This window comes from Lactobacillus sp. YT155, from assembly GCF_030504545.1.
Taxonomy (GTDB): domain Bacteria; phylum Bacillota; class Bacilli; order Lactobacillales; family Lactobacillaceae; genus BQUT01.
This window is the reverse complement of the sequence record NZ_JAUKWP010000004.1, coordinates 53,369-77,566: the sequence shown is the minus strand read 5'-3', so window position 1 is coordinate 77,566 and position 24,198 is coordinate 53,369. Positions and strand designations below refer to the sequence as shown.

The following is a 24,198-nucleotide window of genomic DNA, read 5'->3' as shown; positions in this document are numbered from 1 at the left end:
ATAATAAAATGATCGATTATTCTATGAACAATTTGATCATTAATCTATCCTTTAATTGAAAAAAGAGTGTAAAATGTATGTAAGTTAAGAAAACTATGGTAAAATTTTCTGTGAATTAACTTTTACTCTATTAGTAAAGGAGACGCTTATGTCAGTTACTATTAATACCAAATATGGAAAAATAGATGTTTCAAATGAGGTTATTGCAACCATTGTTGGTGGTGCTGCAACCGATATTTTTGGTGTCGTGGGCATGGCTAGCAAAAATCAAATTAGAGACGGTGTCAACGAAATCTTGCGTCGCGAAAACTATTCAAAAGGTGTAGTCGTTAAACAAGACCACGGAAAAATCAATGTGGATGTTAACATTGTGGTTGGCTACGGAGTTAAAATCTCTGAAGTTGCTAGAAACGTTAAAGATAAAGTGAAATATAATCTAGAAACAATGCTAGGAATGAAAGCAGAAGAAGTAAATGTGATCGTTCAAAGCGTTAAAGTTATCGAAGAAGTAAAATAAAAACCTTTCTTAATTAAATTAGGGGGCTAATCTCTTGAGTCTGAATGTTATTACTAAAAAAGAATTTTCCGATATGATTCGTGTTGCATCACGAAGATTGGAAGATAATGCTAAATTTGTCAATTCCTTAAATGTTTTCCCGGTTCCAGATGGAGACACCGGAACTAACATGAATTTGACTTTCCAAAGTGGTTTTAAATCAGTTAATGAATCCGATGCCGATACTGTTGGCGACTTAGCACAAGCACTTGCTAAAGGACTGTTAATGGGTGCACGTGGTAATTCTGGTGTTATTACTTCACAAATTTTTAGAGGATTTGCTAAAAGTTTAGAAGGTAAAGATACAATTGATGCCAAAGAATTAGCTACGGCTTTTTCTGATGGAGTTAAATCATCTTACAAAGCAGTTATGAAACCTGTTGAAGGTACAATTTTAACTGTTGCTAGAGTGGCTGCAGAGTACGGTGAAAAAGCAGTTAAAAATAGTGATGATATTGAAGAACTTGTTAGTGCTGTAATTGAAGGAGCAAAGGTTGCTCTTGCGCAAACACCTGAATTACTTCCAGTTCTAAAAGAAGTAGGGGTAGTAGATTCTGGTGGACAAGGTCTAGTATTTATTTACGAAGGATTCTTAGAAGGTTTGACCGGAGTTGCTGTTGAAAGTAAACTCTATCAACCAGATGTCCAAGAAATGAATGAAATGGCTAATGCTACTCATCATCAATCTGTCCAAGGACACTTTTCAACTGGTGATATCGTAAACGGTTATTGTACTGAAATTATGATTAACTTGGGACAGAATGCTACTTCTAAAGATAAATTCGATTATGAAGAATTCCGTCAAAAGATTGATGATCTAGGTGATTCATCATTGGTTGTTGCTGATGATGAAGTGGTTAAGGTGCATGTTCATACGCAAACACCTGAAAAAGTCTTTAGCTATGGTCATCGTTATGGTGATTTAGCAAAAATTAAAATTGATAATATGCGAATTCAACATGAAACAATTGTTGATGGTGATAGTCTAACTGAGGAAACATCTACTGTAACCGCAAGTCAAGAATTAAGTGATTATGGAGTTGTAGCTATTGCTTCTGGTGACGGATTAAAAGAATTATTTGAAAGCCTAGGTGTTACTCACGTAATTAGTGGTGGGCAAACAATGAATCCTTCAACTAACGATATTGTTGAGGCAATTGAAAAAGCCAACGCTAAACAAGTTATTGTCTTGCCAAATAACGGTAATATCATAATGGCCGCTAACCAAGCTGCTGAGTTAGTCGATATTCCAGTAGCGGTTATTCCTACTAAGACGATTGCCCAAGGAATGACAACCTTATTGTCATATAATCCAGAGGCAGACTTAGAAGAGAATAAAGAAAACATGGAAGAAGCTATCGAAACGGTTACCAGTGGTCAAATCACTAATGCTATTCGTGATACTGAGATTGACGGTTTGAAGATTGTTAAAGGTCATTTCATGGGAATTGTTGACGGCAAGATTGTGACTGAAGACAAAGACCTGGAAAAGGCTGCTTTACTTATGGTTGACCAAATGGTTGATGAGGAAAGCGAAATCGTCACAATTTTAATTGGTGAAGATGGTAATGAAGAACAAGCTGATTCAATAGCTCAGAACATTGAAGAAAAATATCCTGATGTGGAAACAGAAATTCATCAAGGTGATCAGCCTGTATATCCATATTTAATTGCTGTAGAATAATAACTGACCTTGGTCAGTTATTTTTATTTAGAGGTAACTATGAAATCATTAAATGATAATGTAGCGGTTTTAAAAGGAGTCGGCACCAGAAAAGTCGAAGTTCTGCAAACATTGGGAATTTCGACTATTTATGATTTACTCTATTATTTCCCGTTTCGTTATGAAGACTTAATGGTTAAATCCTTAGATGATATTGTTGATCAAGAAAAGACAGTTCTTGAAGGAACCGTGGCAAGTGATCCGGTAGTCAGTCGTTTTGGTTACAAAAAGAATCGTTTGAATGTACGACTACTAGTTGAAAATGAGTCGGTTATGGTGACTTTCTTTAATCAACCATGGTTAAAAGATAAGTTTATTACGGGAGAAGATTGTCAAATCTATGGTAAATGGGACCAAAATCGTCGTTCATTAACTGGAATGAAAGTTCTTAATTTGAAGGATAATTCTGGTGATGTTGATTCAGTTTATTCTGTTAATAAAAATATTCGCCAATCAACATTAAAAGCTTTAATTAAACAAGCTTATGATGAATATCAAGATGAAATTCATGATTTCTTACCTCAGTCATTGATTGCTAAATACAAGTTAGTGGCAGAGAAGCAACTAGTGAAGGGAATGCACTTTCCTGATTCTGTAGAAGAGACGGACAATGCTCGTAGAACAGCAATTTTTCGTGAGTTTTTCTTGTTTGAATGTGGAATGCAAAATATTAAGCATCAAGATGAACTGTCAAAGTCTGGTGTAAGAATAAAATATGATCAAAAAGTTCTGACTGAATTCATTAATTCTCTAGAATTTAAATTAACTGATGACCAACAAAAAGTATTAGCTGAAATTCTAAAAAATATGAATAATGATACTCATATGAATCGGTTACTACAAGGGGACGTTGGTAGTGGTAAGACTATCGTGGCAACGATAGCGCTTTTTGCGGCTGTTACAGGCGGATATCAAGCGGCACTCATGGTGCCAACCGAAATTTTGGCTCAGCAACATTTCGACAAGATTAGTGCTATGCTGGCTCCTTATCAAGTAAGTGTGGATTTATTAGTGGGATCACTTACTGCTAAACAGCGACAAGATAAACTAGCCAGAATAGAATCTGGTAAGACTAATATAATTATTGGAACCCATTCTTTAATTCAAAAAGATGTTAAGTATAAAAATTTAGGATTTGCGGTAATTGATGAACAGCACCGATTTGGTGTGGATCAAAGAAAAGAACTGCGTCTAAAGGGTGAAAATCCGGATATTTTAGCCATGACAGCTACACCAATTCCAAGAACATTGGCGATTACAACTTATGGCGATATGTCATTGTCGATAATTAAAGAGTTGCCAAAAGGACGTTTACCAGTTGAAACTTACTGGCTTCGTTCCAATAAAATGGATCAGTTATATGATTTTGTGGCTCGTCAATTAAATGACAATGGACAAGTATTTGCGGTCACACCACTAATTTCTGAATCAGAGAAAATTGATTTACAAAATGCAGAAGCTATTTATGAAAACTTTGTTCAAGTGTTCGGGGCTAAGTATCAGGTGGCATTACTGCATGGACAAATGAATACTTCACAAAAAGATGAAATCATGCAAGAGTTCAAAGAAAAGAAAATTGACATTCTGGTTTCAACGACTGTAATTGAAGTGGGTGTAGATATTCCTAATGCCAATGTAATGGTGATTTTTGATGCTAATCGCTTTGGACTATCTCAATTACATCAACTTAGAGGACGTGTTGGACGAGGTAATAAGCAATCATATTGTATCTTGATTGCCGACCCTAAAAATGAAACGGCTATTCAACGAATGAGAATAATGACTCAATCAAATGACGGTTTTGTCTTAGCTCAAAAAGACTTGGAGTTACGTGGACAGGGAGATTTATTAGGAAATCAACAATCAGGGCTGCCTAATTTCAAAGTAGGGAATCCGGTAACTGACTTCAATATTTTGCAAGCTGCCCAGCTAGAAGCTCAGACAATTTTTGAAAGTGACCCTAATTTGAACAATAATGAAAATAAAATGATAAAATTATATCTAAAGCAGAAAATGGAATCTGCAGGTAATTTCGATTAAGGTAGGAATAATAATGAAAATAGCAGTTGATGCAATGGGTGGTGACAATGCTCCTCAGGTTGTTATTGAGGGAGTTGAACGAGCACGTGATGAGTATAGTGATTTAGAATTTGTACTCTATGGAAAAATCGATGAAATAAAAAAGTGCCTTCAAAATGACAAAAATATTACTTTAGTTCAAGCAGACGAAGAGATTCTAGGTACTGATGAACCAGTTAAAGCCGTTCGTAAGAAGAAAAATTCATCTATGGTGATGGCTGCTCAATCAGTAAAAGATGGTGAAAATGATGCCATGTTCTCATTAGGAAATACTGGCGCACTACTAGCGTCAGGAATTTTTGTTGTGGGTCGAATTAAAAAAGTTGAACGCCCAGCATTAATGACCACTTTACCTGTGACTAATTCAGATAAAGGTGTTTTATATTTGGATGCTGGGGCTAATGCCGAAGCTAAAGTCAGCTACATGGAGCAATGGGCTTTAATGAGTAATTTCTATGCTAAAGAAATTAAAGGAATTAAAAATCCACGAATTGCTCTATTAAATAATGGTGAGGAATTTGATAAGGGAGATGATCTTCATAAAGAAACTTATCAACGTCTCTCAGAACTGAAAGAGATTAACTTCATTGGAAACATTGAATCTGATAAATTATTAACTGGAATGGCCGATATAGTCGTAACCGATGGTTTTACTGGAAATGCTGCTCTCAAGGCGCTCGAAGGAACTACGAAGACAATTCTGTCACTACTAAAACATTCATTAACTGAAAGTGGAATTGTTACTAAGTTAGGTGCTGCAATTGTCTCGCCTGCTTTGAACTCGATGAAAGGAACATTTGATGTCTCTAAGTCAGGTGGAGCCGTATTATTAGGTCTTAAAGCACCAGTGGTTAAAGCTCACGGTTCTGCTGATAAGCGTGCTGTTTATTACACTATTGGACAAATTCGTGACATGGTTAACAAAAAAATAATCGATCAGGTAATTGATTATTATCAGAAATAAGCAAGTATGCTATTATGTTAATTATTAATTAGGAAAAGGTGAAATTATGTCTGAAGAAGAAATTATGAATAAAATTACCGATTTGGTAGCTGATCGTTTCGAAATCGATAAAAGCCAAATTAATAAAGATACTAATTTTAAAGAAGATTTAGATGCTGATTCAATCGATTTAGTAGAGTTTTCACTTGAACTAGAGGATGAATTCGGACGTGAAATTTCTGATGAAGATGCCGAAACAATCCAAACAGTTGGACAAGCTGTTGATTACATCAAAAATCATCAATAAAAAGAGTCTTCGAGACTCTTTTTTGTTTGAGAAATTCTTTATAAATAACTAAAAAAAGGTATAATATAAATGTTTGAGAGGAGTTACTACTGAATGATCGATTCAAAATTCACCAGTGAACTACATAGTAAATATAATATTGAATTTAAAAATTATAGTTTGTTAGAGACTGCTATGACTCATTCTTCATATGCAAATGAGCATCAAGAATTGAATCTTGATGATTATGAACGTTTGGAGTTTTTAGGCGATGCAGTTTTGGAATTGACTATTTCGGAATATCTATTCAAGCAATTTCCTAATATTCCTGAAGGTAATTTAACTAGACTAAGATCAAACATTGTTTGTACTGCAAGTTTTTCAAAATTTGCCCGTGAAATTGGTATTGATCAATATATTCAACTTGGAAAAGGTGAAGAGAAACAAGGTGCTAGAAATCGTGACACCTTATTAGAAGATGTCTTTGAAGCATTCAATGGTGCCTTATATCTAGACCAAGGACTGGATAAAGTGATTGATCTTTTAAACAAAGTTGTCTTTCCTAAAATTCAAGCTGGTGCGTTTTCTGATCAAAGTGATAACAAGACTTTATTACAAGAGCAACTCCAAAAAGATGGTGCGGTATCAATTGAATATCGAGTTCTCTCTGAAACGGGACATGATCATCGTAAAGAGTTCTCGGTAGGCCTAGTTGTCAATGGACAAATGCTTGCCCAAGGAACTGGGACTAACAAAAAGAATGCTGAAGAAAGTGCTGCAAAAACTGCACTAGAGCATTTAAAACAGAAATAAAAGCAAGATGAGGAGAATTTGATGCCGTTAAAGTCACTGACATTAAATGGATTTAAATCCTTTGCCGACAAAACAAAAATTGAATTCACTTCTGGTATTACGGGGATTGTCGGACCTAATGGAAGTGGAAAAAGTAACATTACCGAGGCAATTCGTTGGGTAATGGGGGAACAGTCAGCCAAGAACCTTCGTGGGGATAAAATGGTTGACGTTATTTTTGCTGGAAGTTCGACTCGTCCAGCCATGAATCGTGCTGAAGTAATCTTTGAATTTGATAACTCTCGTGACGACTTGAAGAGTGATTTTGATAGTGTAATTGTTAAACGACGTCTATTTAGAGATGGAACGTCAGAATTCTTTATCAATAACAAGAGTTGCCGTCTAAAAGATATTACTGAACTATTTTTGGATTCTGGTTTAGGCCGTGAATCATTTTCAATTATTTCTCAAGGCCGTGTCGAATCAATCTTTAACAGTAAGCCAGTTGAGCGACGTTCAATTATTGAAGAATCGGCTGGAGTTGCATTATATAAACAAAAGAAACATGAAGCTGAATTGAAACTATCTGACACTGATGACAATTTACACCGGGTGTCAGATATTTTGCATGAATTATCTGCTCAGGTTGAGCCGCTGAAGGAACAAGCAAGTATTGCTCATGATTATTTGAATCAAAAAGAACAGTACGATGCTATCTATAAACAAATTTTAGCAATTGAAATTGCGGAATATAACGAACAACGAAAAGAATATAGTCAAAAATCAAGTCAAATTAAAGCAACATTAAGTAAGATTGAAGCTGATGTTAAGACATCTGACGAAGCGGTTCGCCAAAATCGTCAACAGATTTCGGCTTTATCTGAAGAACTTGATGAAAGTAATCAACAATTACTTGAAAAAAGTCGTCAACTAGAAATCTTAAATGGTCAAAAGGCTGTTACGGAAGAACGAAATGATTTTAACAATCAGAACCGCCAACAATTACAAGACCAAATAGCTGAATTAACCGAGCAGACTCAAAGAATGGAAGCAGAAATTGCTGTCGCTACTAAAGAGTCAGATGAAGCTCAAGTAGAAGTTGATAAATTAACACAAAAACTCACTGAAATAACTGATTCACAAACTAAAACACCCGATGTTATCAAGCAAGAAATTGAAGAACTTCGTGGTGACTATTTGAATGCTCTTCAAGAGCAAACAACCAACAGTAACAACATTAACTTTTTGTCTTCTCAAAAAGCTCGTTTAGAAAAAGTTATTGCTCAAGGTAATTTAGACCTTGATAAATTGACTGAACAACAAGCTAAGAAGCAAGAAGAGATCAGTGCCTTTGAAGCTAAAATTAATGATTTTAAGACTGATAATGAATCTAAGCTTAATCAGTTCAATGAACTAAAAAATAATGCTGAAGCTGCTGAGAAACAGTTAAAAGAAGTCCAAGAAAGTTACATGGATGAGTTGGCAAAAATCCAACAAGCAACGGCGAAAAAGAAAGCTCTAGAAGAATTAAATAATGACCATGCTGGATTCTTCCTAGGGGTTAAATCAGTTCTCAATAATAAGGGTAAACTAGCTGGAATAATCGGTGCGGTAGCTGAATTAATTACCGTTCCCAAGAATTTACAAACAGCTATTGAAGTGGCTGCAGGAAGCCAATTACAGTCTATTGTTACTGAAGATGAAAATGCTGCCAAAAATGCCATTTCTTATTTGAGAAAGGGTAATTTAGGAAGAGCAACATTCTTACCAAAGAATGTTATGAAATCACGGAAAATCAATAATAACGTCAGTGGCAATGGGTATTTAGGGATTGCTTCTGATTTAATTGAATTTGACACTTCTGTAAAGAACATTGCTGAAAATATTTTTGGTAATTTATTAATTGTCGATAATTTAGACAATGCCGTTAGAATTGCCAAAAGTACTAAACATCAATATCGAATCGTGACACTAAAGGGTGATATTCTTAGTCCTGGTGGTTCATTAACTGGTGGACAAGTTAAGCAAAATGGCAATGGATTACTAAGCCGAAATCAGGAAATTGAAGAACTAACTGGTACAATTGATAAACTTAAGTTGAATGCCGATCAACTGCAGTCACAAGTTAATCAAATACAAGAACAGCTTGAAACTAGCCAACAAGAACTTGATAATCAACAATCTGAAATTCAACAAATCGACAATCAGAACTTTGAATTGAAACAACAACTGACTAAGTTAAACGATGAGTTGGAACGTTTGAATCAAGATATTAGTTCCAGCCAATTTACGATTAAAACTAATAATCAAGAACTAACTGAGATTGAAGAAAATTTGGCTAAAAATGATGATGAGAAGAATGATTTAGAAGCGAAAATTTCTGATATTAAAGAACAGACAAATCTAAAAAATGATTTATTAGCCAATTACAGTCAAGAACAAGAAGTTCTTGGACAAAGAGTTCAAACCTATCAAACCCAAATAGCTGTTGCTAATAATAGTTTGGAAAATAAAGCTGGACTCTTAAGACGCCAAAAAGCTGACTATAAGAAGACAGAACAGAGTTTAGAACAAGTTAAAAAACAATTAGCAGCACTTGAAGAAGAACAGACGCAGTTGTTAACTTCTGGAACAAGCAATGAGGAGCAATTCTCAGAACTTTCACAAGAAGTCAACGATCTTAAAGAAAAAATTTCTGAATTACAAGATACTCGTACTAAGTTAGAAACAGAATCAGAAGAACTTTCCCAAGCTGCAAGTCGTAACTTCCAATTACAAAAAAATGCTTCTGAAGAACAAGAAGACACTGCAATTGCGCTTACAAAAACCAATAATGCGATTGATAGTCGTCTCGAAATTCTTAGTCAAGAATATAAGATGACCTTCGAAGAAGCTTATGCACAGATTCAAGAGGAAGAAACAGATGTTGCTGAATTAAAAAAATCGGCTAAGCTTCTTGAAATGGGTATTTCTGAATTGGGCGAAGTAAATACTTCTTCAATCGCTGAATATGATAAAGTTAAAGATAGATATGAGTTCTTGAATCAACAAGAAGCCGATTTGTTAAGTGCTCGTGAACAACTTAAAAATACCATGAGTGAAATGGATGATGAAGTTTCTAAACGATTCAAAGAAACCTTTGATGAAGTTGCTGCTTCGTTTGAAGTGATTTTCCCTGAAATGTTTGCTGGAGGTCGAGCCAAGTTAGTTTTGACTGACCCAGAGAACTTATTAGAAACCGGAATTGAAATTATTGCTCAACCACCTGGAAAGAAATTCCAAAGATTGAGTCTATTGTCTGGTGGAGAAAGAGCGCTTACGGCAATTACATTATTGTTTGCTATTATCAAAGTAAAACCAGTACCATTTTGTATTTTGGATGAGGTTGAAGCTGCACTTGATGATGCTAATGTTTATCGATTTGCTAAGTACTTGAATAAGTACGATGATAATACTCAATTTATTGTTATTACTCACCGTAAAGGTACGATGATGAACGTTAATCGTTTATATGGAGTTTCGATGGAAGAACTCGGTGTTTCCAAAATGGTTTCCGTAGAAGTTAAAGAAAATGACTAGGTGATAATATGGGTTTATTTGATCAAATAAAAAAAGCCATCGTTGGTGACAGCGATAAGAAAGAAACAACTGAAGAAAAACAAATTGAAGAAATAGAAGCTACTCAAGAAGAACCAGAACTTGAGAAATCTTCTGAAGCATCAGTGATCGAAGAACAGGTAGAGACTGTTGAAGAAACAGAGGAAGATATTTCGGATGCTGAAGAAGAAACTGAAGACACAGAAGAATTAGATTTAACTGAACCTGATACTGAAAAGTATGATGAAGGACTTGAGAAATCTCGCTCTAACTTCAGTAGTAAAATCAATAAGTTCTTAGCTGGTTTTCGCTCAGTTGATGAATCATTCTTCGATGATTTGGAAGAGGTTTTAATTGAGGCTGATGTTGGCTTTGAAACAGCTATGCGTATTTCAGAAGAATTACGCGAAGAAGTTAAATTTCAAAATGCTAAGTCAAAAGAAGAAGTATCAAATGTCATTGTCAAAAAATTAGTTGATATTTATGAAGAAAACGATACTGATAACAGTTTGAACTTCTCAGAGACTGACGAGCCTACAGTTATTTTGTTCGTTGGAGTTAACGGTGCTGGGAAAACTACTACTATTGGTAAATTAGCTCATCGTTTTGAACAAGAAGGTAAAAAAGTTTTACTTGCCGCTGGCGATACTTTTAGAGCTGGTGCAATTGAACAATTACAAGAATGGGGTAGAAGAATCAATGTCCCGGTAGTTGCCTCAAGTGCTCAAACTGATCCTGCTTCGGTGGCTTTTGACGCCGTAAAAAAAGCTAAGGAAGAAGATTTTGATATTCTTCTAGTTGATACTGCAGGACGTTTGCAGAACAAAGAAGGATTAATGCGTGAGTTAGAAAAAATTAAACGTGTGATTACTCGTGAATTACCAGATGCTCCTCAAGAAGTTCTCTTGGTATTAGACGGAACAACTGGACAAAATGCAATTAGCCAAGCTCGTCAATTTAATGAAACTACCAATGTTACCGGAATTGTTTTAACTAAATTAGACGGCTCGTCTCAAGGTGGTATAATCTTTGCTATCAAGAATGAGTTGCATATTCCGGTTAAGTTAGTCGGTTTGGGTGAACAAATGGATGACCTACGTGACTTCGATTCAGAAAAATTTGTTTACGGTATGTTTAAAGACTTAATTTCGGAGAATAATTGATGGAATTAGAAAAGAATAAACAAATGAATATTTTGTTTAACTTTTACGGTGAACTACTGACTGATAAACAACATGAATATATGTCGTTATATTATGTGGAAGATTTATCGCTGGGAGAAATTGCTGAACAATTTAATGTGAGTCGCCAGGCAGTTTATGATAACCTTAAAAGAAGTGAAGAGATTCTTGATTCCTATGAGAAGAAACTAAAAATTGTTGCTAACTCACAATCAGGAAGTGAACTATCTGCTCAACTTCTTGACTATGCACAACAGAATTATGCAAGTGACTTAAAGTTAATCAGAATGATTGAAGATTTAAACAATTTATCAAATCGATAATTAGTGAGGAATACTATGGCTTTTGAAGGATTAAGTGACAGATTACAAAAAACATTTGCCAGACTTCGTGGAAAAGGAAAAATAAGCGAAACTGACGTAAAAGAGATGATGAGAGAAGTTCGCCTAGCTTTATTAGAAGCCGACGTTAACTTTGATGTTGTCAAAAAATTTGTTAAAACAGTTAGTGAACGGGCTGTTGGTAGCGAAGTATTAGAGAGTTTAACTCCATCACAACAAGTTATCAAAATAGTTAATGAAGAATTGACTAAAGTCATGGGGGATGTCGCTAGTCCACTTAACAAGTCAGAGCATATTCCGACAATCATCATGATGGTTGGTTTACAAGGTGCTGGTAAGACTACTACAGCTGGTAAGTTGGCTAAATATCTCCAAAAAGAAAACAATGCTCGACCAATGTTTATTGCTGCTGACGTCTACCGTCCGGCTGCGATTGAACAATTAAAAACCGTCGGTCAACAAGTAGATGCTCCTGTTTATGATGAAGGAGTCGATGTCGATCCAGTTGAAATTGTTACTAATGGATTGAAACAAGCACACGAAAACAAAAATGATTATGTAATTATTGATACCGCTGGTCGTCTAGAAATCGATCAAACTTTGATGGATGAGCTTAAGAACATCAAAAAAATTGCTCAGCCTAATGAAATTCTCTTCGTGGCTGATTCAATGACCGGTCAAGTGGCAGCTAAGGTTGCTGAGGGATTCAATGAACAGTTGGGAATTACCGGTGTAATTTTGACTAAATTGGATGGTGACACCCGTGGTGGTGCTGCTTTATCAATTCGAGAAGTTACTGGTGAACCAATTAAGTTTATCGGACAAGGGGAAAAACTTGATCAGTTAGAAGTCTTCCATCCTGATCGTATGGCCAGCCGAATTCTTGGTATGGGTGACATGATGAGCTTGATTGAAAAAGCTCAAACTGATTATGATGAGCAACAAGCTCAAAAAATGGCGCAAAAAATTCAAGAGAATTCCTTTGATTTCAATGACTTTATTGATCAAATGGATCAAGTTTCAAAAATGGGACCTCTTGATGAAATCATGAAAATGATTCCAGGAATGGCTAATAATCCAGCCATGGCAAATGTTAATATCGACGAAAAAGATATTTCTCATCTTAAGGCCATTGTGTACTCAATGACACCTGAAGAACGTGTTAACCCCGATTTATTAAATCCTTCACGCCGAAGAAGAATTTCTGCCGGTTCAGGACGTAATGTTCAAGAAGTTAATCGCATGATCAAACAATTCAAACAAAGTCGTGAAATGATGCAACAAATGAACAAAGGGAACATGTCTGGTATGGAGCAAATGTTTGGTAATGGTATCTCCGGTAAGATGGGTAAAATGGCTATGAACCAAATGGTTAAACGTACAAAGAAGAATAAAAAGAAACGCATGAAAAAAGTTAAACGATTTAAATCTTAACTGTAAAGAAAAAAACCTTTACACAGAGAAAAAAATTAGTTATACTTTCTTTTGTTAAGATTTTAGGAGGACAATTATGGCTGTAAAAATTAGAATGAAAAGAATGGGTAGTAAGTTAAAACCTTTTTATCGTGTAGTTGTTGCTGATTCACGTGCACCACGTGATGGACGCTTCATCGAAGAAGTAGGTTACTACAACCCACTAAAAGAAAACGAACTTAAATTAAACGAAGAAGTTATTATGGACTGGCTAAAAAAAGGTGCTCAACCTTCAGATACTGTTCGTAACTTACTTCAAAAACAAGGTGTTATGAAGAAGTTCCACGAATACAAGATGTCAAAATAATTAATTTAGAAAGGATCTGATAAAACCTTGGTTTTATGTTGGTCCTTTTTTATTTAGCTAGTAAAGTAGGTCAAGATGACAGAGCAAAAAGAATTATTCAATGTTGGTAAAATTGTTAATACTCATGGAATAAAAGGCGAAGTGAAAGTAGCTTCTATCACTGATTTTCCTGAACAACGTTACCAAAAAAATAACGTTTTATACTTGGAAGATGCATCTCATCCATTAACAATTGAATCTGTTCGTGTGCATAAAGGAATGTACATGTTGAAGTTTGCCGAAGTTAAAGATATGACTGAAGCCGAACTATTAAAGAATAAAGTCTTAAAGACTACTCATGAAGATGATGAGTTGTCAGATAACGAGTTCTATTATCACGATATTATTGGTTTAGTTGTAAATGACAAGTCTCTAGGTGAAATAGGAACGATAACTGAGATTATGTCACCGGGAGCAAACGATGTTTGGGTTGTTAAGTCAAAACAATATGGTGAAGTTTTGATTCCATATATTCCTTCAGTTGTATTGAAGGTTGATTTGAAGAAGTCAGTCGTCGAAGTAGAAATTCCAGAAGGGTTAATTGATTAATGAATATTGATATTTTAACTATTTTTCCTAAAATGTTTACGGCTTTAGATGAATCTCTAATTGGTAAAGCTCAAGAAAAAGATTTGGTAAATATTAATACGGTGGATTTTCGTGACTTCGCTGATAACAAGCACAACACAGTTGATGACACGCCTTATGGTGGTGGAGCCGGTATGTTGTTGCAAGCCCAACCAATATTAGATGCTTATCGTGATATTGATCAAAAACATTCAGGTGAAAAAAGGGTAGTTCTTTTGGATCCTGCTGGAAAAACTTTTAATCAAGAAATGGCCCAAGATTTCGCTAAAGCTGAAAACTTGGTCTTCATTTGTGGACATTATGAAGGCTATGACGAGCGAGTTAAGACAATCGTGACTGATGAAGTCTCAATGGGTGACTACGTAGTTACAGGCGGTGAATTAGCTGCTATGATGATGATTGATGCAACATTGAGATTTGTGCCTGGAGTGTTAGGTAACGATGTTTCTGCCTACGATGATTCATTTGGTAATGGTTTGTTAGAATATCCACAATATACCAGACCGGCTGACTATCAAGGAATGAAAGTTCCTGAAGTCTTAATGAGTGGTAACCATGAACTAATTCGTCAGTGGCGTTTGTATGAATCACTCAAAAAAACGTATCAACGTCGTCCTGACTTGCTTGAAAACCGAGAGTTTAGTGATGAAGAAGTCAGGATGTTAAATGAAATTAAGCAAGAATTATCGTAAAGACCTCTTTACAAATAGATGGTAATAAGATATTATTTTATAAGTGTTTGAAGACACAGATTAACGATATTCCGCTGGAATCAACCTTAGGTTTTAAGAGTGTCGATTTAGGAGAAGCATTATGAACAAGTTAATTCAAGATATTACTAAGGAGCAATTGCGTTCTGATATTCCTGATTTCAGACCTGGTGATACTGTTAGAGTTCACGCTAAGGTTGTTGAAGGAACTAGAGAACGTGTTCAATTATTCGAAGGTGTCGTACTTAAAAGACGTGGTTCTGGTGTAAGTGCAACTTATACTGTACGTAAAATGAGTAGTGGTGTTGGTGTTGAAAGAACATTCCCATTACACACACCTCGTGTTGAAAAGGTTGAAGTTATTAGACAAGGTCGCGTACGTAGAGCTAAACTATTGTACTTACGTGAACGTCATGGTAAATCAGCTAGAATCGCTGAAAAAACTAGAAACTAAAAAAACCAGCCAATTGGCTGGTTTTTATTTTTAATAAATATCATTTCTAAAGAGTCCAACGACTTTTCCAAGAATGGAAACATTGTCGAAAATCAAAGGATCTAAGTCATCATTTTCAGGTTGTAATCTGATATATCCGTCTTCTTTGTAGAATCTCTTGCAAGTTGCTTCATTCTCTTCAGTCATAGCAATGACGATTTCACCATTTGAAGCGTAATCTTGTTTTCTAACGATAACTTGATCACCATCCAATATTCCGGCATTAATCATACTTTCACCACGAATGGTAAGCATGAATAATGGACGACCATCGTTATTAGAAATATTAGGTGGGATAGGGAAATAGTCAGTTGCTTCTTCAACTGCTAAAATAGGTTCACCAGCGGTAACAACACCAAGTAGTGGCATTTCATTACTTGTTTCACCGATTGCTTCTAAACCAGAACTAGTGATTTCAATTGCACGTGGTTTGGCAGGGTCACGGAAGATAAAACCTTTCTTTTCTAGTCGTGATAAGTGACCATGAACTGTTGAAGTTGAAGACAAATCAACCGTATCACAAATCTCACGAACTGTTGGTGGATAGCCACGCTTGTTTACATAATCGTTAATACATTGTAAAATTTCTAATTGTTTAGACTTAGACGGAGTCGTCATAATTACACCTCGTTTTTAAATATACTATAATAATAACAGAACATACGTTTCGAATCAAACTAATGTTCGTATGAATTTGAAAGGAATCACTATGTCAGATAATGAAAAATTAACCGCTCGAATTAACGAGTTAGCAAAAAAAGCTAAAGAAAGTGAACTAACACTTGAAGAAGAGCAAGAAAGAAAAGAGTTAAGACAAGAATTTTTGAAGAACTTCCGTGCTAGTTTCAAATCTCAAGTTGAGATGATGCAAGTTTTTGATAAAGAAGGAAATGAAGTTACACCAGAAAAAGTAAAAAAAGTTCAACGTGAAAAAGGGTTGCGTGACGATTAATATCTTTATTTTTCACTGATAATTGTGTACAATTTAAATATTGAGAAAAAGGAGTTAGGCAAATGAATTTCATTACAGTAATAGTTGCTTTAGTCGCATTACTTATTGGATTAGTTGCAGGATTTTTCATTGCTCGTTGGTACATGAAAAAATATTTCCAAGACAATCCACCTATTAATGCCGATATGATGAGACAAATGATGACACAGATGGGTCAAAAACCTTCACAAAAGAAGTTGAACCAAATGATGACCATGATGAAACAACAACAAAAAAAATAAGACTGCTTAGCAGTCTTTTTATTTTGGAATATATTTGTAACTAGGATCAATTGAATTATCGATTGCTTGCCAGCTATCTTTCATCTGCTGATCAATCTTAGCAGTTAGCTCATCGTTCATTTTTTCTTTTTTATCAACTGAAAAAGGCTCGCCAATTCCAATAGTGATTTTTTGCCTTTTTAGTAAACCCTTGAATGTGTCTGGTCCTTGATAGACCATAGGGACTAATGGTTTTTGCGATAATTTAGCAATTAAGACCGCTCCACCTTTAAGGTCATCTGAATGACGGGTACCTGAAGGAAACATAATTAAGGATAAGTTTTCTTTTTTTAAGAAATTGATGGGCTTCTTAACAGCAGAAGGACCGGGATTAGCACGATCAACTGGAAATGCATGAGCGTGAATCAAAATATATCTGAGCACGGGATATTTGAATAATTCTTGTTTAGCCATAAAAGAAGTTTCTTGAGGACTCATTGCTAAAGCAAAGAAGATTGGTTCCCACCAGTTTCTGTGTGGTGCGACAATGATATAAGTTCCCTCAGGAAGATTTTCTTTACCAGTGACGTGCCAATTTCCATTTAAAAGAAAAACAACGCCACGGGCAATTACTCGAATAAATTTATAAAACATATTACTCACCTAACTTATTAATGTATATTATATTATATAGCACAAAACCATTTAATAGGAGTATTAAACTGTGGATGAACAAATTACCTACGATATGATTTCTAACAGTGGTGTTACCATTATACAAAATAAAGCTCTATATTCCTTTAATTTAGATACAATTTTATTAACAAATTTTGCTGAGTATGAAAAAAGTCAACAAATTGTGGATCTTTGTGCTGGTGATGGTGCGATTGGATTAACGGTAAGTGCGTATACAGATGCTCATATTTACTTATTAGAAATTCAAAAGGAATTAACCGATTTAGCCGAACAATCAATTGAGTACAATCGTAAACAAATTCAAGTTACTAATATTAATGATGATTTGAAGAATTCTTTACAACACATCGAACACGACACAATTGATACTGTAATTTGCAATCCGCCATATTTCAAAGTTGAAGAAATGACTAAGATGAAAAATAACGACGTCTTGGCCAAAGCCCGTCATGAGATTAATGCAAATTTAAGTGACATCTTCAAAACTTGTCGAGGATTATTGAAACAGAACTCAAAATTGTACATGGTTTATCGACCTAATCGCTTAGCAGAATTTATACAAACTGCCGATGAATATAACTTTAAGTTGAATAAGTTACGATTTGTTCATTCTCATTATGGCGATGATGCTAATTTGTTTTTAGCTGAGCTAATTAAAACACCAAAAAAAGGTGGACTGACAGTTTTACCAGATTTAGTTATTTATAAGAATGAAACTGATTATACTGATGAAGCAGAAGAGATAATATATGGGAAAAACTAGTTACTTTGTTTATATCTTGCAATGTAAAGACAAGACCTTTTATATTGGGACGACTAATGATGTTCAAAAAAGATTAGAAGCTCATAATAGTGGTAAAGGTGCTAAATATACGAAGATTAGACGGCCTGTAGAATTGTTATATTTTGAAGATGTAGAGACAAAATCAAACGCATTGAAAAGAGAGCGAGAATTAAAAAAATATTCCCGTACAAAAAAAGAGCAATTTCTTGAAGAAAAACATGTTAAATGGCGTAAATAAAGCTTGATTATTCAAGTTTTTTTTTCTATAATAAATGTTTGTATTAATAAAACACACACTTCGCACTTTTATCCATGGTGCATGAAAATGTTTGGATAGAAATTAAGCGAAAGTGGAGGATAAAACCGGAGGAAAATTATGACAGTTATTTCAATGAAACAACTTCTTGAAGCTGGTGTACATTTTGGTCACCAAACAAGACGTTGGAACCCTAAGATGGCACCATTCATCTTTACAGAAAGAAATGGTATCTATATCATCGATCTTCAAAAGACCGTTCATATGATTGATGATGCTTACAACTACATTAAGGCAGTTGCAAGTGACAACGGAATCTTCTTATTCGTAGGTACTAAGAAACAAGCTCAAGACGCTGTTGCTGAAGAAGCTACGCGTGCTGGACAATATTACATTAACCACCGTTGGTTAGGTGGAACTCTTACAAACTGGAATACTATTCAAAGTCGTATCAAACGTTTGAAAGAAATCAAAGCAATGGCAGAAGATGGAACTTTTGATCGTCTACCTAAAAAAGAAGTATCACTATTAACAAAACAACAAGAAAAATTAGAAAAATTCTTGGGTGGTATCGAAGATATGCCTAGAATTCCTGATGTCTTATTCATCGTTGATCCACATAAAGAAAATATCGCTGTTCAAGAAGCTAAGAAATTAAATATTCCTATCGTTGCAATGGTTGATACTAACTCAGATCCTGATGACATTGATGTTATCATCCCTTCAAATGATGATGCTATTCGTGCCGTGAAATTAATCGCTGCTAAGATGGCTGATGCAATTATTGAAGGTCGTCAAGGTGAAGACCAAGTTGCTGCTGAAGAACAAACTGAAGAATCAGTTGAAGAAGCTGCAAGCGAATCAGTAGAAACATCAGAAGAATAATACTAAATTAAATACCGTCTTTGAGAATCTTGAAGATGGTTTTTCTATCAAAAAATAAAATTTGGAGGCAAAAAAATGGCTAATATTACAGCTGCTCAAGTAAAAGAATTACGTGAAAAGACTGGCGTTGGTATGATGGACGCCAAAAAAGCCCTAGTTTCAACTGATGGCGATATGGAAAAAGCTATCGATGAACTTCGTGAAAAAGGTATGGCAAAGGCTGCTAAGAAGAGTGGACGTATTGCTGCTGAAGGTTTAGCACATATTGAAATCAGTGGTAATACTGCTGCTATTATCGAAGTTAACTCTGAAACAGACTTTGTTGCATCAAACGACAAATTCCAAAAATTAGTTAAGGATATTGCTGTTGAAGTTGCAAAAGACCAACCTGCGGACATGGATGCAGCTTTGAAATTACCATTAGGTGATAGCACAATTGATGATGCTGTTAAGAGTTTAACTGCTGTAATTGGAGAAAAAATCAGTTTCAGAAGATTTACTCTAGTTAACAAGACAGACTCACAAAACTTTGGTAGTTATTTGCATAATGCCGGAGCAATTGCTGTTGTTGCAGTAGTTGAAGGTGCTGATGAAGAGACTGCTAAAGACGTTGCTATGCACGTTGCAGCTATCAATCCACAATATGTAACACGTGATGACGTTCCTGCTGATGTTTTGGATCGTGAACGTAAAGTTGTTACAGAAGAAACAAAGAATGAAGGAAAACCTGAAAATATCATTCCTAAGATTGTTGAAGGAAGAATTAACAAGTTCCTTTCAGAAATCAGTTTGGCTGATCAAGAATTTGTCAAAGATTCAGATAAGACAGTTGCTCAATATGTTGAATCTAAAGGTGGAAAACTAGTTTCATTCGTACGTTTTGAAGTTGGTGAAGGAATTGAAAAAGCCGAAAATAACTTTGTTGATGAAGTTATGGGACAAATCAAATAATAATTTCTAAAATTAAAAGCGGAGACCGCTTTTTTTTTATGAGTATTATTCAATAATCAAGTGGTAATTATGGTAAAATATTCTTTAATAAAACAATAGGAGTTTTTTCTAAATGACAACTAATATTAAGTACAAACGAGTAATTTTAAAAATATCAGGTGAAGCATTAGCAGGGGACCAAGGATTCGGAATTTATCCTCCAGTAATCGCTTCAATAGCTAATCAAATAAAAGAAATCCATGATATGGGTGTCGAAGTGGCTGTTGTCTGCGGTGGTGGAAATATCTGGCGTGGTAAGACTGGCGCTGAACTTGGTATGGAAAGAGCTCAAGCTGATTATATGGGAATGATGGCTACTGTTATGAACGCTTTGTCACTTCAAGATGCCTTAGAGCATGCTGGAGTTCCTACAAGAGTTCAAACATCTGTTGAAATGAGGCAAATTGCTGAACCTTACATCAGAAGAAAAGCTATTAGACATTTAGAAAAAGGTCGTGTAGTAATCTTTGCTGGTGGAACAGGAAATCCATACTTCTCAACTGATACAACAGCTGTTTTACGTGCTGCAGAAATTGATGCAGATGTAATCTTAATGGCTAAGAATGACGTTGATGGAGTTTACTCAGCTGATCCTAAGTCTGACCCACAAGCTGTGAAGTATGAAGAATTAACTCACTTAGATATCATCAATAAACAACTTGGTGTTATGGATACAACGGCCAGTTCACTATCAATGGATAACAACATTACCTTAGTTGTCTTTAACATGAATGAACCAGAAAACATCAAAAAAGTTATCGAAGGTGAATCTATCGGTACAACAATCAAAGGAGAACTTAACTAATGGCAAATCCTGCAATTGATGAAGCAAAAACAAAAATGAAAAAGTCACAAGAATCTTTCCAAAGTCAATTAGGAAATATTCGTGCGGGAAAAGCGAATGCGTCAATTTTGAACCCGGTGACAGTTGAATATTATGGTGCGCAAGTGCCAATCAATCAAGTGGCTTCAGTGTCTATTCCTGAACCACGTGTTTTATTGATTTCACCATTTGATGAATCAGCTCTTGATGAAATTGAAAGAGCACTTAACATGTCTGACTTAGGATTAACTCCTGCAAATGACGGAAACAATATTCGTTTAGTAATTCCGCAATTAACAACTGAAAGTCGCCATGAATTAGCAAAAAAAGTTGGTCAAGAAGCCGAAAGTACTAAGATTGCTATTCGTAACATCAGACGTGATGCAATGGACAACTTAAAGAAACAAGAAAAAAATGGCGACATTTCTGAAGATGAATTACATACTCTAGAAAAAGATATCCAAAAAGTTACTGATGATGCAGTTAAAGGTGTTGATGCTATTTCTGCTGAAAAAGAAAAAGAAATTACCGAAGGATAAGCTACTTAATCTATATAGGGAGTAATTTTTATGGTGGATACTTTTGATGATAGTGATTATCAGCTATCAATGGATAACATTCCCAAACATATTGCCATCATCATGGATGGTAACGGTAGATGGGCCAAAAAACGCGGTCTTCAGCGAATTGCTGGACATAAGGAAGGCATGAATAACGTCAAAACCATTGCTATTACAGCCAGTGATTTTGGCGTTAAAGTTTTGACACTTTATGCTTTTTCAACCGAGAATTGGGGTCGACCAACTTCAGAAGTCAATTTTTTGATGAGACTTCCAATTGATTTCTTTAGTGTTTTTATGCCTGATTTGATGAAAAATAATATTAAAGTGATCGCTACAGGGTTAATTGAAAAAATTCCTAAGAATACCCGTCAAATCATTCAAAGAGCTATGGATGATACTAAAGACAATACAGGAATGATATTGAACTTTGCTTTTAACTATGGTGGACGTGCCGATATTTTGGAGGCTACTAAAGCATTAGCTCAAAAAGTAAAAGATAATGAATTTTCAGTAGACGCAATTGATGAAAAGATATTTGAAGATAATTTACTTACTAATGTTCTGGGAGAATTAGCTGATCCAGATTTGTTAATCCGCACTAGTGGAGAAACTCGAATTTCTAATTTCATGCTCTGGCAACTTGCTTATACCGAAATGGTCTTTAATGACAATCTGTGGCCAGATTATTCGAGTGAAGACTTGGAACATGATATTATTAAATATCAAAATCGTGATCGTAGATTTGGAAAATTGAATTAACTTGGAGATTTTTGAATATGAGAACAAGAATTATTACCGCAGTGGTTGCACTAGCAATATTTGTTCCAATTTTAATAATGGGTGGCTTGTGGATTGATTTTGCAGCTGCTGCATTGGCTTACGTCGGAATATCAGAAATTTATATTATGCGTAAAAGAATCATTGTTTCGTTTGATTTCTTTTTAACCACTCTTGGGGTTATGGCGTTAACAGTGCCATTGACCTTCTACCATGGTTGGTTGCCTGACACTTTTTCAAGATTAGACATTTTGTACATTTTTGCTGTACTACTTCTATTGTGGACAGTCTTTAGTAAAAACAAATTCAATTTTGAAGATGCTGGTGTATCAATTATTTCAATGGCTTATATTGGTACTGGATTCCATTACTTAGCTGCAATTCGTAATGTTCATGGAACCGACATGTATGGTTTCAAATTACTAATGTTGGCATTGTTGATTGTCTGGATCACGGACAGTGGGGCTTACTTCGTTGGTCGTGCCCTGGGAAAACATAAACTCTTCCCATATATAAGTCCGAATAAGACCTGGGAAGGTTCAATTGGTGGAACTATTATTGCGGTAGTTGTTGCCGTTATTTACGCACAATATTTCTTACCAAGTCTAAGTATGATTGAAGTTTTACCAATCGCTATTGTTTGTTCAATTGCCGGTCAATTAGGTGACTTAGTAGAATCCGCCTATAAGAGATACTATCGTGTAAAAGATTCTGGAAAAATTCTTCCAGGACATGGTGGAATTCTCGATCGTTTTGATAGTATGTTAATTGTTTTACCACTCTTCCATTTATTCGGATTAGTTTAAAAAGAGGTTGATATGTCAGCAATAATAACTTTTATTATCGTTTTTGGGGTAATTGTCACCGTTCACGAATTTGGACATTTTTATATGGCTAAACGATCCGGAATTTTGGTTCGTGAGTTTGCTATTGGAATGGGTCCAAAATTAGTTAATTTTAAGAAGAACGGAACCACCTATACACTCAGACTGTTACCACTTGGTGGTTATGTTCGTATGGCTGGAACTCAAGACGATGACGACGAGATCAAGCCCGGAACTCCTGCAAGTATTGCCATTAATGACCAGAATGTTGTTGAGAGAATTAACATCTCAAAGAAAAATCCCTACGTCAATGACTTGCCGGTTCAAATTGTTAAAGCTGATTTAGTAGACAAGCTAGAAATTGTTGTTTACGAAAATGGTGACGAGTCGCAGGAGAAAACTTACCACGTTGACCATGATGCAACAATTGTTGAAGAAGATGGTACTGAAGTATTGATTGCTCCTCGTGATGTTCAATTTCAATCAGCTAGCTTACTTAATCGGATTCTAACTAACTTTGCTGGTCCGTTTAATAATATGATCTTGTCAATTGTGGCTTACTTATTAGTCGCTTTCATGTTAGGTGGAATTCCTGAAGCGCATACTGATACTAATCAAGTTAATATTGCACCAGATTCAGCGATTCAAAAAGCTGGTGTTAAGCAAAATGATCGTATTTTAGAAGTGAATGGGAAGAAAACTTCAACCTATAATCAGGTTCAAAAAGCGGTTGCTAGTAACAAGAAAAAACAAGTTGAACTAGTAGTTAAACATAAAGATAATGTACGTCAAATTAAAGTAACACCACAAAAACAAAAGAATAGTGATAAGAAACTAATTGGTATTTCTCCCAAAACAACTGTTGATAGAAGTTTTGGTGCTAAACTCAAATACGGCTTTACTCAACCATTTGTGATTGTAGCAACCATTATTGGAATTTTAGGAAACATGTTTACCACCGGTTTTGATCTTAATCAATTTGGAGGTCCTGTGGCGATTTACTCACTGACTTCACAGGTCTCAACACAAGGGATAATCAGCATTATTAGCTTCATTGGAATGCTTTCGATTAACCTTGGCTTCATGAATTTGCTACCGATTCCGGCCTTAGATGGAGGTAAGTTATTACTTAACTTTGTCGAAGGAATTCGTGGTAAGCCAATTTCTGAAGAAAAAGAAGGAATTGTTAATCTAATTGGTGTTGCCATTCTGGTCACACTGATGATTGCTGTTACTTGGAACGATATTCAAAGATTTTTCATTCATTAAAAATAAGAAGG

Annotated in this window: 27 protein-coding genes; 25 read left to right on the top strand and 2 right to left on the bottom strand. The window is 35.2% G+C overall.

Going from position 1 to position 24,198, the window contains the following annotated elements:
• The first annotated feature begins 148 nt into the window (after positions 1-148).
• The 14 genes from Q2T76_RS05635 to rplS all read left to right on the top strand — a co-directional run bounded on the left by Q2T76_RS05635 (position 149) and on the right by rplS (position 15,069).
• Positions 149-517, top strand: a complete 369-nt coding sequence (locus Q2T76_RS05635) for an Asp23/Gls24 family envelope stress response protein (protein WP_302084556.1) — start codon at positions 149-151, stop codon at positions 515-517.
• A 34-nt stretch (positions 518-551) separates the two neighbouring features.
• Positions 552-2,240 (top strand): DAK2 domain-containing protein, encoded by a 1,689-nt coding sequence (locus Q2T76_RS05630; protein ID WP_302084555.1) that lies wholly within the window; start codon positions 552-554, stop codon positions 2,238-2,240.
• Between the two features lie 39 nt (positions 2,241-2,279).
• The gene (gene recG, locus Q2T76_RS05625; protein WP_302084554.1) at positions 2,280-4,319 is read left to right on the top strand and encodes an ATP-dependent DNA helicase RecG; all 2,040 of its coding nucleotides are present in this window, start codon (positions 2,280-2,282) and stop codon (positions 4,317-4,319) included.
• 13 nt (positions 4,320-4,332) lie between these two features.
• Positions 4,333-5,322 carry a phosphate acyltransferase PlsX gene (gene plsX, locus Q2T76_RS05620; RefSeq protein WP_302084553.1) on the top strand — a complete coding sequence of 330 codons (990 nt, stop codon included), beginning with the start codon at positions 4,333-4,335 and terminating at the stop codon, positions 5,320-5,322.
• A gap of 46 nt (positions 5,323-5,368) precedes the next feature.
• The gene (gene acpP / locus Q2T76_RS05615; protein WP_302084552.1) at positions 5,369-5,608 is read left to right on the top strand and encodes an acyl carrier protein; all 240 of its coding nucleotides are present in this window, start codon (positions 5,369-5,371) and stop codon (positions 5,606-5,608) included.
• Between the two features lie 93 nt (positions 5,609-5,701).
• Positions 5,702-6,400: a ribonuclease III gene (gene rnc / locus Q2T76_RS05610; protein WP_302084551.1), complete on the top strand. Its 699-nt coding sequence runs from the start codon at positions 5,702-5,704 to the stop codon at positions 6,398-6,400.
• Between the two features lie 21 nt (positions 6,401-6,421).
• Positions 6,422-9,958, top strand: coding sequence for a chromosome segregation protein SMC (smc, locus tag Q2T76_RS05605; protein ID WP_302084550.1), 3,537 nt, complete (start codon positions 6,422-6,424; stop codon positions 9,956-9,958).
• Between the two features lie 8 nt (positions 9,959-9,966).
• The gene (gene ftsY, locus Q2T76_RS05600) at positions 9,967-11,139 is read left to right on the top strand and encodes a signal recognition particle-docking protein FtsY (RefSeq protein WP_302084549.1); all 1,173 of its coding nucleotides are present in this window, start codon (positions 9,967-9,969) and stop codon (positions 11,137-11,139) included.
• Positions 11,139-11,480 (top strand): putative DNA-binding protein, encoded by a 342-nt coding sequence (locus Q2T76_RS05595; RefSeq protein WP_302084548.1) that lies wholly within the window; start codon positions 11,139-11,141, stop codon positions 11,478-11,480. Before ftsY ends, Q2T76_RS05595 begins: the two co-directional genes overlap by 1 nt.
• A 15-nt stretch (positions 11,481-11,495) precedes the next feature.
• Entirely contained in the window at positions 11,496-12,932 is a 1,437-nt protein-coding gene (ffh, locus tag Q2T76_RS05590) for a signal recognition particle protein (protein WP_302084547.1), read from the top strand.
• Between the two features lie 76 nt (positions 12,933-13,008).
• A complete protein-coding gene (gene rpsP / locus Q2T76_RS05585; RefSeq protein ID WP_302084546.1) occupies positions 13,009-13,278 on the top strand; it encodes a 30S ribosomal protein S16 in 270 nt (89 codons plus the stop codon).
• Between the two features lie 75 nt (positions 13,279-13,353).
• The gene (rimM, locus tag Q2T76_RS05580) at positions 13,354-13,866 is read left to right on the top strand and encodes a ribosome maturation factor RimM (protein WP_302084545.1); all 513 of its coding nucleotides are present in this window, start codon (positions 13,354-13,356) and stop codon (positions 13,864-13,866) included.
• Complete coding sequence (trmD, locus tag Q2T76_RS05575; RefSeq protein WP_302084544.1) at positions 13,866-14,597, top strand: tRNA (guanosine(37)-N1)-methyltransferase TrmD; 732 nt, start codon at positions 13,866-13,868, stop codon at positions 14,595-14,597. Before rimM ends, trmD begins: the two co-directional genes overlap by 1 nt.
• 121 nt (positions 14,598-14,718) lie before the next feature.
• Positions 14,719-15,069 carry a 50S ribosomal protein L19 gene (gene rplS / locus Q2T76_RS05570; RefSeq protein ID WP_302084543.1) on the top strand — a complete coding sequence of 117 codons (351 nt, stop codon included), beginning with the start codon at positions 14,719-14,721 and terminating at the stop codon, positions 15,067-15,069.
• A gap of 30 nt (positions 15,070-15,099) precedes the next feature.
• On the opposite strand, the gene lexA is transcribed toward rplS, so the two are convergent.
• Positions 15,100-15,726 (bottom strand): transcriptional repressor LexA, encoded by a 627-nt coding sequence (gene lexA, locus Q2T76_RS05565; RefSeq protein ID WP_302084542.1) that lies wholly within the window; start codon positions 15,724-15,726, stop codon positions 15,100-15,102.
• A gap of 91 nt (positions 15,727-15,817) precedes the next feature.
• Here lexA and Q2T76_RS05560 point away from each other — a divergent pair, with 91 nt between their 5' ends.
• Entirely contained in the window at positions 15,818-16,060 is a 243-nt protein-coding gene (locus Q2T76_RS05560) for a DUF896 domain-containing protein (protein ID WP_302084541.1), read from the top strand.
• Between the two features lie 62 nt (positions 16,061-16,122).
• The gene (locus tag Q2T76_RS05555) at positions 16,123-16,341 is read left to right on the top strand and encodes a YneF family protein (protein ID WP_302084540.1); all 219 of its coding nucleotides are present in this window, start codon (positions 16,123-16,125) and stop codon (positions 16,339-16,341) included.
• 18 nt (positions 16,342-16,359) lie between these two features.
• Here Q2T76_RS05555 and Q2T76_RS05550 read toward each other — a convergent pair whose 3' ends face one another.
• Positions 16,360-16,974 carry a 1-acyl-sn-glycerol-3-phosphate acyltransferase gene (locus Q2T76_RS05550; RefSeq protein WP_302084539.1) on the bottom strand — a complete coding sequence of 205 codons (615 nt, stop codon included), beginning with the start codon at positions 16,972-16,974 and terminating at the stop codon, positions 16,360-16,362.
• A 70-nt stretch (positions 16,975-17,044) separates the two neighbouring features.
• Here Q2T76_RS05550 and Q2T76_RS05545 point away from each other — a divergent pair, with 70 nt between their 5' ends.
• The 9 genes from Q2T76_RS05545 to rseP all read left to right on the top strand — a co-directional run bounded on the left by Q2T76_RS05545 (position 17,045) and on the right by rseP (position 24,187).
• The gene (locus Q2T76_RS05545; RefSeq protein WP_302084538.1) at positions 17,045-17,779 is read left to right on the top strand and encodes a tRNA1(Val) (adenine(37)-N6)-methyltransferase; all 735 of its coding nucleotides are present in this window, start codon (positions 17,045-17,047) and stop codon (positions 17,777-17,779) included.
• Positions 17,766-18,038, top strand: coding sequence for a GIY-YIG nuclease family protein (locus Q2T76_RS05540; RefSeq protein ID WP_302084537.1), 273 nt, complete (start codon positions 17,766-17,768; stop codon positions 18,036-18,038). The genes Q2T76_RS05545 and Q2T76_RS05540 overlap by 14 nt, the downstream gene beginning before the upstream one ends.
• A 138-nt stretch (positions 18,039-18,176) precedes the next feature.
• Complete coding sequence (rpsB, locus tag Q2T76_RS05535; RefSeq protein ID WP_302084536.1) at positions 18,177-18,941, top strand: 30S ribosomal protein S2; 765 nt, start codon at positions 18,177-18,179, stop codon at positions 18,939-18,941.
• Positions 18,942-19,016: 75 nt separating this feature from the next.
• The gene (gene tsf / locus Q2T76_RS05530) at positions 19,017-19,892 is read left to right on the top strand and encodes a translation elongation factor Ts (RefSeq protein WP_302084535.1); all 876 of its coding nucleotides are present in this window, start codon (positions 19,017-19,019) and stop codon (positions 19,890-19,892) included.
• Positions 19,893-20,004: 112 nt separating this feature from the next.
• A complete protein-coding gene (gene pyrH, locus Q2T76_RS05525; RefSeq protein WP_302084534.1) occupies positions 20,005-20,736 on the top strand; it encodes a UMP kinase in 732 nt (243 codons plus the stop codon).
• Positions 20,736-21,293: a ribosome recycling factor gene (gene frr, locus Q2T76_RS05520; RefSeq protein ID WP_302084533.1), complete on the top strand. Its 558-nt coding sequence runs from the start codon at positions 20,736-20,738 to the stop codon at positions 21,291-21,293. The genes pyrH and frr overlap by 1 nt, the downstream gene beginning before the upstream one ends.
• 30 nt (positions 21,294-21,323) lie before the next feature.
• A complete protein-coding gene (locus tag Q2T76_RS05515; RefSeq protein WP_302084532.1) occupies positions 21,324-22,076 on the top strand; it encodes an isoprenyl transferase in 753 nt (250 codons plus the stop codon).
• A 17-nt stretch (positions 22,077-22,093) separates the two neighbouring features.
• Entirely contained in the window at positions 22,094-22,900 is an 807-nt protein-coding gene (locus Q2T76_RS05510) for a phosphatidate cytidylyltransferase (protein WP_302084531.1), read from the top strand.
• A gap of 12 nt (positions 22,901-22,912) precedes the next feature.
• Positions 22,913-24,187: an RIP metalloprotease RseP gene (gene rseP / locus Q2T76_RS05505; protein WP_302084530.1), complete on the top strand. Its 1,275-nt coding sequence runs from the start codon at positions 22,913-22,915 to the stop codon at positions 24,185-24,187.
• The last annotated feature ends 11 nt before the right edge of the window (positions 24,188-24,198 follow it).